Genomic DNA, 16,321 nt, shown 5'->3' with positions numbered 1-16,321 from the left:
ATGGCAGTCATGAAAGAATGAGGATCAGTGGTGCATGAACATCACGCCATAGCCCGCAATGAGCGATGGAATGGCGCGGTAGGTCCGTACCGGACAAGGCAGACGGGTGTTGGCAGGCAGTGCGGACCGCGCCACCAGCCAGGTCTTGGACTCATGGGCAGAGTTGCCGGCCATGGCGCCGATCGAGGCTTCGCTCATCGCACATAGTCCGTCCAGCTGGCCGCTGGCCATGGCGTCCATCCATTGCAGATCCCACTCGGGGTTGAGCGGCTTCATCGAGCTGTCGCCATTGGCCAGAGCCAGACCGGCGGCCTTGACGCGCTCGGTCTTGAGCTCGCGCTCCTGCTTTGTGGGCGTGGAGCGGACGGTAATGCGCTCGCGTACGGCAGGGTCAGGATGGGTCAGCGTCGGGACGGGAGGCTCGTGCGACAGCCCGCCGGAACCAATCAGCAGTGTGCGCTGTGGCAACCGGTCGAGAAAGCTGCCAATGCCTTCTCCCAGTGCCTTGCATCGGGCCATGCGCGCAATACCGGGTTGGGCCACTGCATTCATGAAGATGGGAATGACAGGCGGCGTGTCCATCTCGTCCCCCCACAGAAACTGCAGGGCCTGCGAAAAGCCGTGATCGACCCACATGCGCCGCGACACCGCGATATCGAAATGTTTATCCATCAGGTGGTCGGCAAGTGCGATGGCCAGTTCTCCAGCCACATTGAGAGGACCGGCTGGAGACAGATAGTCGCCCACGGCTGTAGCCTGGCTGCCGATGCAGAACGGCGGCATAAGTTCATTGAAGAAGCCGTTGTAGTGGTCCGGCCCCAGCAGCACGATGAGCTCTGGCGCGAACTCATGAACTGCCGCGCGCGCCGCAGCAATCGCCTTGTCGATGGCGATCTGATCGTCTGCCGCGACAGGATTGAGACCGAGCAAAGGCGAGTGCGACATGCCAAGAAATGCCCGGCGCGCAGTGGCGATGGCGCTATCACTCATCTTCATGCCTCCAGTGGGGAGTGCAGTACCCGGGCCATCTGACGGGTGACAGCGCTGACCTCCTGCGGAGATGCCAGAGCCGCGACAAAGCGGTCCGGGCGCACGAACACCACCGACTTGCCCTGAGCGCTGAACCAGTCCTTGAGGCGGCCTTGTTCGTCGCCAACGGTCAGCACGCCATCGCGGGTCGGCGTTGGATGAAGCAGCTGGCCAGAGGGCATGGCACGAATGAAGCGAGCGCCAAGGCGCTGCCAGAAATTCAGAGCCTCTTTGTCCATGCCATAGCTGGGGTCCGTACCCCAGGCCAGAATGCAGAAATTCAGTCCAACAAAGTCGTCCAGCAGGCCAGAGTGGCCGTTCGCAGTGGCAACACGAGGCTGAATGAACATCCGACCTACGGGACTGGACGCCGCCGTCTCCAGGCCATGCACCAGACGCCCCACCAGAGACTCCTTCTTTTCCGCCATCAGGCCCAGAAGGCGGCTCAAGGGAGTGTTGCCCGAGCGGTCCAGCAGACCAGCGAACGGTGTCCTGGCTCCTTGATTGCCGGTGCCCGTGTGGTGCAGCACCACGCCCTGCTCGTAGCGCGGCATGGGTTTGAAGCGCATCTCGGCGAAATACTGCTTGACGGGCGGCACCGCGTTCAGGGCAAGCATCACCGTGTCGCGTACTTTGGCTGCGGTATGGCTTTCAGGGGCAAAGATGTCGCCTGCCACCTCGGACAAATGGATCATGCTGCGGGCATGGTCGCGGCGTTCCTGTTCGTAGCTATCAAGCAGGCCGCTGCTGGCCTCTCCCTTGATGACCATGGCCAGCTTCCAGGCGAGATTGCTGGCATCCCGCATACCGCTGTTGTAGCCCTGGCCCTGCCAGACAGGCATGATGTGCGCGGCATCGCCTGCCAGCAAGATTCGTCCGACCCGAAACTGCGCCGCCAGTCGTGCGTTGTGCGTATACACGCGCTTGCGGATGTAGTCGACCTTGTCTGGATCTGCGACGACCTTGCGCATCAGCTGGGCAAGATTCTCCGGCTTTGAGAGCTGCTCTTCGGTCTCCCCGGGCATGACCATGAATTCAAAGCGGCGGATGCCATGCGGCAGGGCTGCAGAGACATAGGGGCGCTCCGGGTCGCAATGCATGTCGATATGAGGGGTTCCCAGGGGGTCATTGCGTACATCAACCACAATCCATTGATTGGGTTTGGTACGGCCCTCAAAGGGCACGTTCAGCGTGCGACGCACCAGACTGTTGCCTCCATCGCTGGCGACCAGGTACTTGGCGCGCAGTGTGCGCTCTACGCCCTCGGAACTCCTGAGAGTGGCGGTGACGCCAGCATCGTCCTGGATAAAGCTGTGCAGCTCCTGATCCAGCAGTACCTGGACCTGTTCAAAGCGCTGCAGACCCCGGTACAGGATGTCGTCCACCTGAGGCTGGATGAAGGCATTGCGGCGGGACCATCCGTACTCATCGGTGCGAGGTTCGATGGACGCAAAGCACTGGCCGCTGGCGGTGTAGAAGCGCATCCAGTGATGAGGGGTGATGTGTGCCTGTACTTGATCGGACAGACCTGCTGCCTGCAGCGTGCGCAGCGATTCGTCGTCAATGCCGATGGCTCGGGGGTAGTCAATAATCTGCGGCAGCTTCTCTGCCACGATGACGCGTACGCCAGCCATCCCCAGAGTGTTTGCCAGTGTCAGCCCTACCGGGCCAGCTCCAATGATCAGGACATCGGCATCGTCTTGGCTCGCTTGGTTTTCTTGGGGGGCGTTCATTGTCAGTCTCCGTATTTGGTGAGCGCATCGAGTGCTGTTTTGATAATTGTCAAAACACTCGAGGAGTCTGAAAACAGTGTGCACCTGGTGCACATAATGCTAGGTGCATACCCTTGCTGTCACCGCTTGCGCCGGCTACCAATCCGTTGAAGTGAGACTCGTAAGGTGGGCGTCGGGGTGATGAATGGCAAAGCTGCGCGTGGTTGAGCATCGAGTCGGAGTATTCTTTGAGCGCAGCAGCAGAGCACCCGGCGATTGCGTCGTATGGCTTGCGGTATTCATACTTGGGCATTCCCAAGAAATCTGCACTTTGAGCACAGTCCCATGAATGACTACAAGGATGTACGCAGCTTGTCGCGAGGCCTGGCTCTGCTGCAGGCAATGAATAGAGCCCCTGGCGGCATCGCTTCAACCACGGCACTGGCACAGGCATGCGATATTCATCGCACCACCGTCAAGCGATTGATGGAGACCTTGCGGGCGGAGGGTTTCGTGCGCAGGGGTGAGAAAGACGGGCAGTACTACCTGACTTTTGCAGTGCGCAGCCTTAGCGAAGGGCTTGTCGATGATGCCTGGGTTGAGCAGGTCGCACTACCGCTGATGCGTGCTGCCGTGCCCGAGCTGCTTTGGCCTTGCGATCTGGGGACCGTGGAAGGCGGCTTCATGGTTGTGCGTGAAAGCACGCACCGTTTCAGCCGGCTGTCTCAGCATCGCGGCATGATTGGAGAAAAATTGCCGCTGTTCTTCACGGCGATGGGACGAGCCTATCTGGCGTCTTGCACCAAAGATGAGAAGGAAGGCTTGCTCTCGTTGCTCGCTCAACGTGACGATGCGACAGGTGCCATGGCAAGGGATAGAGCATCGGTAGAGCGTTTGATTGAGGAGACGCGCCAGCGAGGATATGGCATCAGCGATGGTGATTGGCATCAGCAAGCGCCGTTTGGAGCAGTCGCAGTGCCATTGAAGTGCGGACGTCGTTTGATCGGAGGTCTGAATCTGGTCTTTCCGAAGTCTGCTGTCGCCAGGGAAGAGTTGCTTGCCCGCTATCTTCCCCGACTGAAGAAGCTGGCTGTGCGCATGGGCAGGGATGTGGCGCCTTGGCTGGACTAGATGTTCAACCGGGAAGGTCTGGTTTTCGTGGGACTTCATATCTTTTCAAGCCGTTCTCGAGTCCTCGTGCGAAGCAACTGCCTGCTTCGGGTATCTCTATAGTTGTCGCACCTTCATTCAGAACCAGTCACCCCGCAGATAGCCGTGCGTTTCCAGGCCATGAACGACGCGCTCGCCGATCCACTCGCGCATGCCGGGGATCTGGCCCAGCCAGCCATACTCTTCGGTGCCGGTTGTGCTGGGTACCATGGTTGCGTGGCTTCTGGTAGATGCTCTGTGCTTCGTTGAGGCCGCCTTGAAAGGCTGCCTTAGAGCCGGTGAAAAGGGTTTTCAGATTGACGGGAGTGATCAGCATTGCTGTGCCGCCACGTTGAAGAGCGGCCGGCCGAGGCCCTTCGCCATGAGGAGCAGGCGCAGACGCTATATGCTCAATCGCTGGCGCTGTACAGCGAGCAGAAAAGTCCCGAGGCCTTGCCGGCCTGGCATACCGATAGCGTCGTTTTCAGCAAGCGCAGCCCATGTTCATCGAGGCCTCGGGTTTGATGGCGCATGCGCCGGGCGGCGGCATTGCGCCAGGGGCTGGGCATTGCACTTGAGCGCCTTGGATCCGAGGGGCCAAGACACGGGGCGCTGGATCGGAGCGGCCCTTGCGCAGAATCGAACTTGCTGGAGGCTGGGTCCTTGTTCAGGCCGCTGCGTCGTGACGGTGCAGCAGATCCAGGAACATCTGTGCCGAGCGGCTGACGGGCCTGTCCTTGCGCACCAGGCTGCCATAAGCCTCCAGACTGCGCCTTGTCCGATACGGCAGGATATGCAGCATGCCGTGGGCGGCATGAAGATCGGCCACCGTGCGCGGAATCACGCCCACCATGTTCGAGTTTCGCACCAGATTGATGGTGGTGAGTATGGAGCCGGTTTCGATCAGACCGCGCGGCAGCGGCAGACTGTGCTCGCGGAACTCCTGCTCGATCAAGCTGCGCATGGGGCTGCCGGGCGGCTGCATCACCCAGCCATGCCCCTGCAAGGCTTGCAGACCGGGCCTCTGCAGCGACAGCAGAGGATGCTCCTTGCGCACGATGAAGGCCAGTTGCTCGTCGTCGATCGGGCAAAAGCGGCAATCGCTGCCCGCTTCATTGGTCATGCGCCCGACGACCACCTCCAGCACCCCCTCACGCAGCTGGGCCAGCAGGCGATCGCTGGTGTCCACGGCTACTTCCAGCTCCAGCAGGGGTAGCTGCTTTTTCAGCTCCAGCAGGGCCTGGGTGAGCCGCCCGGGTGATGCGGCCATGATGCTGCCCACGGCCAGCCGTCCGGCGCTTCCCTGGCGCAGCTCGCCCAGTTCGCGATTCAGGGCCTCGATATTGCCGCGCAGCGAACGGAAATACTCCAGCACCCGCTCTCCTGCCGCATTGCGCTGCAGCCGGCGTCCCACGCGCTCGAACAGCGGCTGACCCAGGGCGTCTTCGAGCTCCTGCAGCATTTTGGTGGCTGCCGGCTGGGTCAGACCGAGCTGGGCCGCAGCCGCGCGCAAGGTCTGGCGCTCGTCGATGGCCAGAATCAGGGCCACCTGACGCATGCGCAGCCGGTTCAGCAGCTGTGGCGTGTTGTCGCGTTTGTCTATCGATCCCATGGCATGGCTTCTTATCGCTTCAGGTTATCGATTAATCAATAACTTTCAGTTTACGCATATCAGCGGCTTCCCTAGCATCGGGCTGCGATGAAATAAAAAAGCCAAGGAGACAAATGTGCAAAGACGTCATCTACTTTCCATAGCCGCTTTGTGCGGCACCGCTGTGCTGCCCTGGCAGGCCCAGGCCCAGGACTCTGCGAACTGGCCGGTCAAGCCCGTGCGCATGCTGGTGGGCTCTGCGCCCGGAGGCGGCACCGATGCCATGGCCCGCGCCGTGGCCGACAGGCTGGGGCCGCTGCTCAAGCAGCCGGTGATCGTGGAGAACCGGCCCGGCGTCTCCAACACGCTGGCCGTGGACATGACGGCCAAGGCCACGGACGGCCACACCATGGTCATGGGCGTGGTCACGGCCCATGCCATCGCGCCGCATCTGCTCAAGCTCGGCTATGACAACAACCGGGATCTGGTTCCCGTGGCCTTTGTCGGCTCGGTGCCCAATGTGCTGGTGGTAGGCAACTCCGTTGCCGCCAACACGGTGGCGGAGCTGGTGGCCATGGCCAGGAAGAATCCCAATCAGATCAATTTCGCCAGCAGCGGCACGGGCAGCACCCAGCATATCGCCGCCGAGGTGTTCAAGGATGCCGCAGGCATTCAGATCACCCACGTGCCCTACAAGGGCAGTGCCGCAGCCCTGGTCGATCTGGTCAGCGGCCAGGTGCAGATGAGCTTCGACACCATGCCCTCGGTCATAGGCCAGATCAAGGCCGGAAAGCTGCGTGCCCTGGCGGTCACTTCGCCCCAGCGCAACCCCCAGTTGCCCCAGGTGCCGACCATGGCCGAAGCGGGCCTGCGCGACGTGGAGATCAGCGCCTGGTACGGCATCTACATGCCCGCCTCCACGCCCAAGGCTGTGCAGCAGAAGGTGCATGACGAGGTCAACAAGGTCATCGCCATGCCCGAGACCAAGACCCGTCTCGAAGCCGTTGGGGCCGAGCTGCGGCCCATGCCTCAGGCAGATTTCGGCAGTTTTCACCTCGCCGAGTACAAGCGCTTCGGCGACATCATTCGCAAGAACAACATCAAGCTGGACTGAGCATGAGAAAGGCTTCTCTTCCCGTTGTCGCCCTGACCCTGGGCGATCCTTGTGGCATCGGCGCCGAACTGATTGCACGCTTGCTCGCCAGGCCGCAAGCCACCGAGCAGGCGAACCTGGTGCTGGTCGGCGATCCATGGCTCTGGGAGCAGGGTCAGCGCATCGCCGGCCTGCAGGTCGCAACCGTTCCGCTGGCCGGCCTGTCGGCCGCGCGCGAGCGTGCCGATACGCGGCTGCCGGCTTTTGTGGCCGTGGACACCGTCGCCCAGGCCGATGTGGTGCAGGGACAGGTGGGGGCGGCGGGCGGCCGCTCGGTGCTGCAGGTGCTTGAACAATGCATGGATGCGGCCCTGGCCGGCGATATCGACGCCATCTGCTTTGCGCCCTTGAACAAGCAGGCCATGAAGCTGGGCGGCCTGCGCCATGAGGACGAGCTGCACCACTTTGCCGAGTACCTGGGCGTGACCGGCTACTTTTGCGAGTTCAACACGCTGGGCGATCTCTGGACCTCGCGCATTTCCTCGCACGTGCCGCTCAAGGATGTGGCCAGCTATCTGAGCGTGGAGCGCATCAGCCAGGCGGCCGAGCTGATCTACAACGCCTTGCGCGCCAGCGGCCTGGCTGCTCCCAAGGTGGCGATTGCCGGCTTCAACCCGCACAACGGCGATGGCGGCACCTGTGGCCGCGAGGAAATCGACATCATCGCGCCCGCCGTGCAGGCCCTGCAGGCGCGCGACTGGCCCAGCGATGCGCCGTTCCACGGCCCGTTCCCTGCCGACACCATCTTTCTCAAGGCCCAGGCCGGCGAGTACCAGGCCATCGTGACCATGTACCACGACCAGGGCCAGATCGCCATCAAGCTGCTGGGCTTCTCGCGCGGCGTGACGGTGCAGGGCGGCCTGCCGATTCCCATCACCACGCCGGCCCACGGCACGGCCTACGACATCGCAGGCCAGGGCAAGGCCAATGTGGAAGCCACCTGGCAGGCGCTGCAGATTGCCGCACGCATGGGGGTCGCCCACCGCGATCGCCAGGCCGCTCCAGCCGTCTGAGTCCATTTCCCGGGCGGCTTGGGCCGCCTGTCCCACTCACTCTTTTCTCCCGAGGTCTGTATGAAGATCAAGTCCGTCCGCGCCCGTGTCTATGAATGGAAGGGCAAGACCGTTCCGCCCCAGGGCAACTTCTGCTCCAACGCCATGGATCTGGTGTACTCCAACACCGAGTCCATGAGCACCTTCCGCTTCCATTCGTGGACCGTGGTCGAGATCGAAACCGATGACGGCATCATCGGTCTGGGCAATGTGGCCCTGGCACCAAGAATAGCCAAGGCCATCATCGACGAGTACCTGGCGCCCCTGGTCATCGGCCAGGACCCCTGGGACTACGAATACCTGTGGCAGCGCATGTACCGCGCCACCCACGCCTGGGGCCGCAAGGGCGTGACCATGGCCGCCATCTCGGCTGTGGACCTGGCCATCTGGGACATCTTGGGCAAGAGCGTGAACAAGCCCGTGTTCAAGCTGCTGGGCGGGCGCACCAAGGAAAAGATTCCCTGCTACTACAGCAAGCTCTACCGCACCGACCTGAAAGAGATGCAGGACGAGGCCCAGAAATTCCTGGATCAGGGCTTCAAGGCCTTCAAGATGCGCTTCGGCTACGGACCCGCCCATTTGCAGGAAGGTGTGAAGGAGAACCTCAAGTCCGTCGAGGCCATCCGTGAAGTGATCGGCTACGACACCGACCTGATGCTGGAGTGCTATATGGGCTGGAACCTGGAGTACGCCAAGCGCATGCTGCCCAAGCTCGCCAGGTTCGAGCCGCGCTGGCTGGAAGAGCCCGTGATCGCCGACGATATCGACGGCTACGCCGAGCTCAACGCCATGAACATCGTTCCCATCTCGGGCGGCGAGCACGAGTTTTCGCTCTACGGCTTCAAGCAGCTGCTGGACAGGAAGGCCGTCTCCGTCGTGCAGTACGACACCAACCGCGTGGGCGGCATCACGGCGGCGCACAAGATCAATGCACTGTGCGAAGCCTATTCAGTGCCGGTGATCCCGCACGCCGGCCAGATGCACAACTACCACCTGACCATGAGCACGCTGGCCTCGCCCATGGCCGAGTACTTCCCCATCTTCGACGTGGAAGTCGGCAACGAGCTGTTCTGGTACATCTTCGACGGCGAACCGGTTGCCGACAACGGCTTCCTGCAACTGCGCGACGACGTGCCGGGCCTGGGCCTCACGCTCAAGACCGAGTACCTGGACCAGTTCCACATCATCGAGTAAGGAGCCGCAGCATGCCAGCACTCTCCAATCCCCGTTACCGGGGCATCTTCCCCGTCGTGCCCACCACCTTCCACGAGGACGGCACGCTGGACCTGGCCAGCCAGAAGCGCTGTCTGGACTTCATGGTAGCCTCGGGCGTGGACGGCCTGTGCATCCTTGCCAACTTCTCCGAGCAGTTCCTGATCTCGGACGAGGAGCGCGAAATCCTCACGCGCACGGCGCTGGAGCATGTGGGCGGCCGTGTGCCCGTGATCGTGACCACCACGCACACCAGTACCAAGATCTGCGCCGAACGCAGCCGTCGTGCCCAGGACATGGGCGCCGCAATGGTCATGGTCATGCCGCCTTACCACGGTGCCACCTTCCGCTTTGGCGAAGACCAGGTACAGGCCTTCTACCAGGGCGTGTCCGACGCCATCGACATCCCCATCATGGTCCAGGACGCGCCGGCCGCGGGCACGCCGCTGTCGCCCGCCTTTCTGGCCCGCATGGCCAGGGAGATAGCACAGGTCAGCTACTTCAAGATGGAAACCGCAGGCGCGGCGGGCAAGCTGCGCGAGCTGATCGCCCTGGGCGGCGAAGCCATCGAAGGCCCGTGGGACGGCGAGGAAGCCATCACCCTGCTGGCCGACCTGGAAGCCGGCGCGACCGGCGCCATGACCGGCGGCGGCTTTGCCGACGGCATTCGCCCCATCATCGAGGCGCACCGCGCTGGCGACAAGGACAAGGCCTTTGCCGAGTACCAGCGCTGGCTGCCGCTGATCAACCACGAAAACCGCCAGGCCGGCTTCCTCGCCGCCAAGGCGCTGATGAAGGAGGGCGGTGTCATCACCTGCGATGCACCGCGCTCGCCCTGGCCGCCCATGCATCCCGAGGTGCGGCGCCAGCTGCTGGACATCGCCCGCCGGCTGGATCCGCTGGTGCTGCGCTGGGCCCGTTGAATCGACTATGAATACAGGAGCTGGTTACGCTTTTTGATTCAGGAATTCAGATGCCTTTCATGCTGATATCTATGAATAACAGGCGCAGTAAGCTCCTCTATCAAGAGCATATCCATGACCCCACATCTCAACCTGATCAACGGCCAGTGGACGGCTGCTGACAGCTATTGCCCCAACACCAATCCCAGCGATCTGTCCGATCTGATCGGCGCGTACGCCCAGGGCGGTGCATCCGATGTGCAGGCCGCCGTGGCCGCCGCCGCGGCCGCGTTTCCGGCCTGGTCCACCTCGGGCATCCAGGCGCGCTCCGACGCCCTGGACAAGATCGGCACGGAAATCCTGGCGCGCAAGGCCGAACTCGGCGAGCTGCTGGCCCGCGAAGAAGGCAAGACCCTGCCCGAAGCCATTGGCGAAGTCGGCCGCGCCGGTCAGATCTTCAAGTTCTTTGCCGGCGAGTGCCTGCGCCTCACTGGCGAGACCGTGCCTTCGGTGCGCCCCGGCATCGGAGTGGAGATCACGCGCGAGCCCATTGGCGTGGTCGGCCTGATCACGCCCTGGAACTTCCCCATCGCCATCCCCGCCTGGAAGATCGCTCCGGCCCTGGCTTTTGGCAACTGCGTGGTCCTGAAGCCCGCCGATCTGGTGCCCGGCAGCGCCTGGGCCCTGGCCGACATCATCCACCGCTCGGGCATCCCCGCCGGCGTGTTCAACCTGGTCATGGGCCCGGGCCGCGTGATCGGCGAAGCCCTGGTGAACCACGCCGATGTGGCGGCCATCAGCTTCACGGGCTCGACGGGCGTGGGCCGCGGCATTGCCGAAGCCTGCGTCAAAAGCGGCAAGAAGGTGCAGCTGGAGATGGGCGGCAAGAACCCCCAGATCGTGCTGGACGATGCCGACCTCGCCCAGGCCGTGGAGCTGTCGGCCCAGAGCGGCTTCTACTCCACCGGCCAGCGCTGCACGGCCTCCAGTCGCCTCATCGTCACCGACAAGATCTACCCGGCCTTCATCGAGGCCCTGCAGGCGCGCATGGCGCGCATCCAGGTCGGCGATGCACGCGCCGCCGGCACCGACATGGGCCCCGTGGTCAGCCAGGCCCAGCTGGAGCAGGATCTGAGCTATGTGGAAATCGCCAAGGCCGAAGGCGCGCGCCTGGCCGCTGGCGGCAGCCGCGTCGCCTGCCACACGGGCAGCGGCAAGGACGGCTTCTACATGGCGCCCACGCTGTTCGTGGACACCGAAGCCGGCATGCGCATCAACCGCGAAGAAGTCTTCGGCCCCGTGGCCAGCGTGATCCGCGTCAAGGACTACGAAGAGGCCCTGGCCATGTCCAACGACACGCCGTTCGGCCTGTCGGCCGGCATTGCCACAACCAGCCTCAAGTACGCCACCCACTTCAAGCGCCACAGCCAGGCCGGCATGGTCATGGTCAACCTGCCTACGGCGGGGGTGGACTACCACGTGCCGTTTGGCGGTCGCAAGGGCAGCAGCTACGGCCCGCGCGAGCAGGGCCGCCATGCCCAGGAGTTCTACACCACGGTGAAGACGGCCTATACGCTGGCCTGAGCGCGGCCCTGAAGGACTCTCTGGTTTGCTGCTTCTCCTTGCCGGGCCTTGTGCCCGGCTTTTTGATGGTGCCACAGCGCCTGCAACGTCTGCGTTGCAAGCTATGGCTTCAGAAGAAGATCACACGTACCCAGGGGGCAGCCAGCACGTTGACGGCGCCAGCAATCATCATCACCAGCGATGCCATCACGGCCTGCACCTCGCCGGCCTGGCGCATGGCCACCCGGCTGGGCCAGCCGGTGATCGTCGAGAACAAGCCCGGCGCGGGCACGGTGATCGCCTCCGACTACGTGGCGCGCGCCACGCCCGACGCCCACACGCTGCTGCTGGCGGCCAGCTTCGAGCGCGGCACTTACTTCATCCCGCGCCAGGTGCGTTTTGCGCAGGAGGTCGAGGCGCTCAAGCAACTGGCTGCGAAAACGCAGGACGACAGCGGCACAAGCATGCTGGACAGCCCGCACCTGCGCCGCGATATCGCGCGCCTGGCAGTGGACAGCCATGTGCTCCAACTCAAGTCCTGGCGCGCACTGACCCATGCGCTGCGCGGTGGCCCGCCCGGGCCCGAGGGCTCGGCCACCAAGCTGCACTGGAGCGAATCGCACCAGAAGCTGCTCACGCTGGCCACCGAGCTCCTGGGCGAGCGCGCGCTGGCCGGCCTTCTCCAGCATCTACGCAGGCCGCCTGCACGTCGGCCGCGCCGTAGTTGGGCGCCTTGCCGCCGCGCAGGATCACTTGGCAGTCGCGGTTGCCGCACGTCCCGAAGATGGCGGCCTGGCTCTCTTGGTCATGCCCATGAAGGCGTGCGGCGCCTGCGCGGCCTGGATGGCGTCGGCGGCCACCTTCACGCCGCCGTCCGTGCCGTTCTTGAAGCCCATGGGGCACGACAGGCCGCTGGCAAGCTGGCGGTGGCTCTGGCTCTCGGTGGTGCGGGCATCGATCGCGCCCCAGCTCACGAGGTCGCTGATGAACTGCGGGGAGAGCAGGTCCAGGAACTCCGTGCCCACCGGCAGGCCCCGCGCCAGGATGTCGAGCAGCAGCACGCGGGCGCGCTCCAGGCCCTCGTTGATGGCGAAGCTGTCGTCCAGGTGCGGGTCGTTAATGAAGCCCTTCCAGCCCTCGGTGGTGCGGGGCTTCTCGAAATAGACGCGCATCACGACGAGCAGGTCCTGGCCCAGCGCATCGGCCTGCTCTTTCAGCAGGCGCGCGTACTCCATGTCCTGGCCATGGTCGTGGATGGAGCAGGGGGGGCGACGACCACGACGAGCTGGTCGTCCTGCCCGTGCAGCACGCACGAGATGGCGGTGCGGCTGTGCTCCACGAGCTGCTGCGCCGATTGTCGCGCCTGCTCCCGGTGCCCGAAATGAATGGTTTTTGAAAAATCAGTGAAAACCCAAAGATGAAATTTTTGCATTCAATATGAGAATCTGTACACCAAAGATTTGTTTTGCATACAAAAAATGAAATTGCATACTATTGGATGTGGAAGGGCTGGTTCATGAGCCGCTTGTTGGATGCCTATTGCCGGGCCCTGGAAGCCGCGTGCGCGCTGCTGATGGCGGCGATGGTGGTGCTGGTGTTCGGCAACGTGGTGCTGCGCTATTTCTTCAGCACCGGCTGGCTGATTTCCGAGGAGGTTTCGCGCTGGCTGTTTGTCTGGATGGTGTTCATGGGCGCGGTGGTGGTGATGCGCGAGCGCGGCCACATGGGCACCGACATGGTGATCGTGCGCCTGCCTGCTTGGGTTCAGCGTGCGTGCCTGGCGCTGGCGCAGGTGGCGATGCTCTACATCACATGGCTGATGCTCGCCGGCAGTTGGAGTCAAGTGGAAGTGAACCGCGGCACCGAGGCGCCGGTCAGCGGTCTGTCGGTATCGATCTTCTATTTTTCGGGCGTGCTGTTCGGTGCGTCCACGCTGGTGATCCTGCTGCACCAGCTCTGGCTGACGGTCAGCGGCAAGCTGACCGATGCCGAGCTGGTGATGGTCCAGGAATCGGAAGAAACCGCGCACCTGGTGCTGCCTGCCACCGACGACGCAACAGATGGGAGCAGACAATGACGGTTTTGATCTTCGTTGGCGCGCTGTTGGCTGCCATGGCCATCGGCATGCCCATTGCCTATGCGCTGCTGTTCTCGGGCGTGGCCTTGATGCTGCACCAGGATTTGTTCGATGCACAGATCCTGGCGCAGAACGTGATCAATGGTTCGGACAGCTTTCCGCTGCTGGCAGTGCCCTTTTTCATGCTGGCGGGCGAGATCATGAACGTGGGCGGCCTGTCCAAGCGCATCGTCAACCTGGCGATTGCGCTGGTTGGGCACCGCCGCGGCGGCCTGGGCTTCGTCGCCATCATCGCGGCCTGTCTGATGGCGGCGCTGTCGGGCTCCGCCGTGGCCGACACTGCTGCTCTGGCCGCCCTGCTATTGCCGATGATGGTCAAGGCGGGGCACGACAAGGCGCGGGCGGGCGGCCTGATCGCGTCGGCCGGCATCATCGCGCCGGTGATTCCGCCTTCCATCGGCTTCGTGGTGTTCGGCGTGGCGGCGAATGTGTCGATCGGCAAGCTGTTCATGGCTGGCATCGTGCCGGGGCTGTTGATGGGTTTGTCGATCGCCGTGGTGTGGTGGCTGGTGGCGGCCAAGGAGAACGTGGCGCTGCCCGCCGCGTCGAGTGCCCGCGAAAAGCTGCTTGCGCTCAAGGAAGCGGCCTGGGCGTTGGGCCTGCCGGTGATCGTGCTGGTCGGTTTGAAGTTCGGCTTTTTCACGCCCACCGAGGCGGCCGTGGTGGCGGCGGTATATGCGTTGTTCGTAGCCACCGTGGTGTACCGGGAGCTGAACCTGCGCCAGCTCTATGCGGTGTTCGTATCCGCCGCCAAGATCACCTCGGTCATCATGTTCCTGGTGGCGGCGTCGATGGTGTCCGCATGGCTGATCACCGTGGCCGACATTCCCGACCAGATCGTCGACCTGCTCAAGCCCTTCATGGGCAGCCCCACCCTGCTGTTGGTGGCCATCATGGTGCTGGTGATGATCGTTGGCACGGCGATGGACATGATGCCCACCATCCTGATCCTCACGCCCGTGCTGATGCCCGTTATCAAGGAGGCGGGCATCGATCCGGTCTATTTCGGCGTGCTGTTCATCATGAACAACGCCATCGGCCTGGTGACGCCGCCAGTCGGCTCGGTGCTGAACGTGGTGGCGGGCGTGGGCAAGATGCGCCTGGACGATGTCGCCAAGGGCGTGCTGCCTTTCATGATCGCCCAGTTCATCGTCATGTTCCTGCTGGTGCTGTTTCCATCGATCGTGATGGTGCCGCTGAACTTCCTGCACAACTGATCCGCCATGAGTACCCAAGAATCCAACAAGCCCACGAGCCAGTGTGTCTTTGAGGCCGTGAGCGCGCACCTTAATGAACTGCGCGCCGCGATCACCGAACCCATCCGTGTCCGGGAAGAAGACCTGGCAACCCAATTGGGCGTGAGCCGCACGCCCGTGCGCGAGGCCTTGATCCGGCTCGACAGTACGGGCTTCATCAGCCTGCGCCCGGGGCGCGGCGCGCTGCTGCAGCCCGTGAGCGACCGCGACTATCTCGAGTGGTTGCAACTGCGCGAGCAGCTTGAAGGCTTCGCGGCGCGCGAGGCAGCGCTCAATGCCTCGCAGCGCGACGTGCTGGCCCTGCGCGCAATTTTCGAGCCCTTCCTGGAGCCGGGCGCGGCCGAATCCAAAGCGGCGGAATATTCGCAAGCAAACGTCGCCTTCCACACCGAGATCATCCGGCTGGCCAACAACCGCCTGCTGGAGCGCGTGTGGGCCTCTTTTGGCCACCGCCAGACCAGCTACCGCCGCAAGACCATCGCCCGGCTGCATCGCAGCGCTGATTCGCTGCGAGAGCACCTCGCCATCATCGGTGCCATCGAGCGGCGCGATGCCGATCAGGCCGAGGCGTTGGCGCGTACCCATGTGCACGAGCTGTATGTGGCGGTCGAGCAGGAAGCGGCGCTCAAGCCTTCCCAAGCACTCTCCAACTGAACTGGCCCCCATGAAATTTCTCAATTTCCTCCACCCCCAGCATGGTCCGCGTCTGGGTGCCTTGCTGAGCGACGCACATGTGCTTGACCTGACCGCTGCCTGGCCGGTTCAGCCCGCACCAGCGTCGGTCGACGAACTCATCGCGGGCGGCGATGCTGCCGTGGAACTGGCGCGCCAGTGCATTGCTGCGGCCGGTGGCACGGCGGGCATGCTGCCCTTCGCCGACGTAACTGTCCTGCCGCCAGTTGCCCTGATCGGACGCAATGTCTTCAACGTGGGGCGCAACTACCGCGAGCACATCATCGAGGGCAATCTCGCCAATGGCCGCCCGGCCGAGGCGTTTCCATCCGCCATCGAGTTCTTCACCAAGCCGCGCACGGCGCTGGTGGGGCATCGGGGCCAAGTGCTGCGCCACGGCAAGCTGACGGACAGCTTGGACTATGAGGTCGAGCTGGCCATCGTCATCGGCAGGGGCGGGCGTGACATTCCCGCTGAGCGGGCGCGCGAGCATGTGTTCGGCTACACCATCGTCAACGACGTGACGGCGCGCGACTTGCAGCGCCTGCATGGCCAGTGGTTCAAGGGCAAGGGCCTGGACACGAGTTGCCCCATCGGCCCCGTGGTTGTGCATGCCAGCGCTATCGCCAACCCGGATGCGCTAGCGCTGTCGCTGGAGGTGGATGGCGAGGAGCGCCAGAACGATAACACCAGCTCGATGATCTTCAATGTCGCCACTGTCGTCGCCCAGCTTTCCGCGGGCATGACGCTGATGCCCGGCGACGTGATCGCCACCGGCACGCCCAAGGGCGTGGGCTTTGCCCAGCGCCCGCCACGCTGCCTGCAGGTGGGCCAGACCATGCGTGCCCGCGTCGAGGGCATTGGTGAGCTGGTCAACGCCATCGTGGACTGAG

General features: G+C 63.5%; 14 protein-coding genes and 4 pseudogenes. 11 read left to right on the top strand and 7 right to left on the bottom strand.

The annotated features are described in order from the left end of the window. Positions 1-24 precede the first annotated feature (24 nt). Positions 25-990, bottom strand: coding sequence for a 3-carboxyethylcatechol 2,3-dioxygenase (locus NOX35_RS22050; RefSeq protein ID WP_256494735.1), 966 nt, complete (start codon positions 988-990; stop codon positions 25-27). 2 nt (positions 991-992) lie between these two features. Beyond that, positions 993-2,762, bottom strand: coding sequence for a bifunctional 3-(3-hydroxy-phenyl)propionate/3-hydroxycinnamic acid hydroxylase (locus NOX35_RS22045; RefSeq protein ID WP_182284382.1), 1,770 nt, complete (start codon positions 2,760-2,762; stop codon positions 993-995). A gap of 324 nt (positions 2,763-3,086) precedes the next feature. Between NOX35_RS22045 and NOX35_RS22040 the strand changes: the two genes are divergently transcribed. Further along, positions 3,087-3,872, top strand: a complete 786-nt coding sequence (locus NOX35_RS22040) for a DNA-binding transcriptional regulator (RefSeq protein ID WP_182287289.1) — start codon at positions 3,087-3,089, stop codon at positions 3,870-3,872. 117 nt (positions 3,873-3,989) lie between these two features. On the opposite strand, the pseudogene NOX35_RS22035 reads toward NOX35_RS22040, so the two are convergent. From NOX35_RS22035 to NOX35_RS22025, 3 genes and pseudogenes are all read right to left on the bottom strand, one after another. Next, a pseudogene (locus NOX35_RS22035) lies at positions 3,990-4,127 on the bottom strand (Mu-like prophage major head subunit gpT family protein); the annotation flags it as partial. 173 nt (positions 4,128-4,300) lie between these two features. Next, entirely contained in the window at positions 4,301-4,459 is a 159-nt protein-coding gene (locus NOX35_RS22030; RefSeq protein ID WP_182284381.1) for a hypothetical protein, read from the bottom strand. A 98-nt stretch (positions 4,460-4,557) separates the two neighbouring features. Beyond that, a complete protein-coding gene (locus NOX35_RS22025; RefSeq protein ID WP_182284380.1) occupies positions 4,558-5,502 on the bottom strand; it encodes a LysR family transcriptional regulator in 945 nt (314 codons plus the stop codon). 115 nt (positions 5,503-5,617) lie between these two features. Here NOX35_RS22025 and NOX35_RS22020 point away from each other — a divergent pair, with 115 nt between their 5' ends. The 5 genes from NOX35_RS22020 to NOX35_RS22000 all read left to right on the top strand — a co-directional run bounded on the left by NOX35_RS22020 (position 5,618) and on the right by NOX35_RS22000 (position 11,384). Continuing rightward, positions 5,618-6,595 (top strand): tripartite tricarboxylate transporter substrate binding protein, encoded by a 978-nt coding sequence (locus tag NOX35_RS22020; protein ID WP_256494732.1) that lies wholly within the window; start codon positions 5,618-5,620, stop codon positions 6,593-6,595. Positions 6,596-6,597: 2 nt separating this feature from the next. Then, the gene (locus tag NOX35_RS22015; protein WP_256494730.1) at positions 6,598-7,647 is read left to right on the top strand and encodes a 4-hydroxythreonine-4-phosphate dehydrogenase PdxA; all 1,050 of its coding nucleotides are present in this window, start codon (positions 6,598-6,600) and stop codon (positions 7,645-7,647) included. A 60-nt stretch (positions 7,648-7,707) separates the two neighbouring features. Further along, the gene (locus tag NOX35_RS22010; protein WP_256494728.1) at positions 7,708-8,880 is read left to right on the top strand and encodes an L-rhamnonate dehydratase; all 1,173 of its coding nucleotides are present in this window, start codon (positions 7,708-7,710) and stop codon (positions 8,878-8,880) included. 11 nt (positions 8,881-8,891) lie between these two features. Continuing rightward, positions 8,892-9,821, top strand: coding sequence for a dihydrodipicolinate synthase family protein (locus tag NOX35_RS22005; protein ID WP_182284376.1), 930 nt, complete (start codon positions 8,892-8,894; stop codon positions 9,819-9,821). Positions 9,822-9,935: 114 nt separating this feature from the next. Further along, positions 9,936-11,384, top strand: a complete 1,449-nt coding sequence (locus tag NOX35_RS22000; protein ID WP_256494727.1) for an aldehyde dehydrogenase family protein — start codon at positions 9,936-9,938, stop codon at positions 11,382-11,384. 109 nt (positions 11,385-11,493) lie between these two features. On the opposite strand, the pseudogene NOX35_RS28855 reads toward NOX35_RS22000, so the two are convergent. Continuing rightward, a pseudogene (locus tag NOX35_RS28855) lies at positions 11,494-11,598 on the bottom strand (LrgB family protein); the annotation flags it as partial. On the opposite strand from NOX35_RS28855, the pseudogene NOX35_RS21990 reads away from it, so the two are divergent. Continuing rightward, positions 11,597-12,040: pseudogene (locus NOX35_RS21990) on the top strand (tripartite tricarboxylate transporter substrate-binding protein); the annotation flags it as partial. The pseudogenes NOX35_RS28855 and NOX35_RS21990 overlap by 2 nt on opposite strands. Before the next feature lie 16 nt (positions 12,041-12,056). Here the strand turns inward: NOX35_RS21990 and NOX35_RS21985 are convergent. Next, positions 12,057-12,720, bottom strand: a pseudogene (locus tag NOX35_RS21985) (3-deoxy-7-phosphoheptulonate synthase); the annotation flags it as partial. 159 nt (positions 12,721-12,879) lie between these two features. Between NOX35_RS21985 and NOX35_RS21980 the strand changes: the two are divergent. From NOX35_RS21980 to NOX35_RS21965, 4 genes are read left to right on the top strand one after another with little or no spacing between them, the layout of a single operon-like run. Then, positions 12,880-13,440 carry a TRAP transporter small permease gene (locus tag NOX35_RS21980; protein WP_256494726.1) on the top strand — a complete coding sequence of 187 codons (561 nt, stop codon included), beginning with the start codon at positions 12,880-12,882 and terminating at the stop codon, positions 13,438-13,440. Continuing rightward, a complete protein-coding gene (locus NOX35_RS21975; RefSeq protein WP_256494725.1) occupies positions 13,437-14,717 on the top strand; it encodes a TRAP transporter large permease subunit in 1,281 nt (426 codons plus the stop codon). Before NOX35_RS21980 ends, NOX35_RS21975 begins: the two co-directional genes overlap by 4 nt. Positions 14,718-14,723: 6 nt before the next feature. Beyond that, the gene (locus NOX35_RS21970) at positions 14,724-15,410 is read left to right on the top strand and encodes a GntR family transcriptional regulator (protein WP_256494724.1); all 687 of its coding nucleotides are present in this window, start codon (positions 14,724-14,726) and stop codon (positions 15,408-15,410) included. Positions 15,411-15,420: 10 nt separating this feature from the next. Then, positions 15,421-16,320 (top strand): fumarylacetoacetate hydrolase family protein, encoded by a 900-nt coding sequence (locus NOX35_RS21965; RefSeq protein WP_256494723.1) that lies wholly within the window; start codon positions 15,421-15,423, stop codon positions 16,318-16,320. The last annotated feature ends 1 nt before the right edge of the window (position 16,321 follow it).

Source organism: Comamonas sp. C11, assembly GCF_024496285.1.
In the GTDB taxonomy this organism is placed as follows: Bacteria; Pseudomonadota; Gammaproteobacteria; order Burkholderiales; family Burkholderiaceae_C; genus Comamonas; species Comamonas testosteroni_F.
The sequence above is the reverse complement of the archived record's forward strand: the minus strand, read 5'-3'. Positions and strand labels throughout refer to the sequence as shown.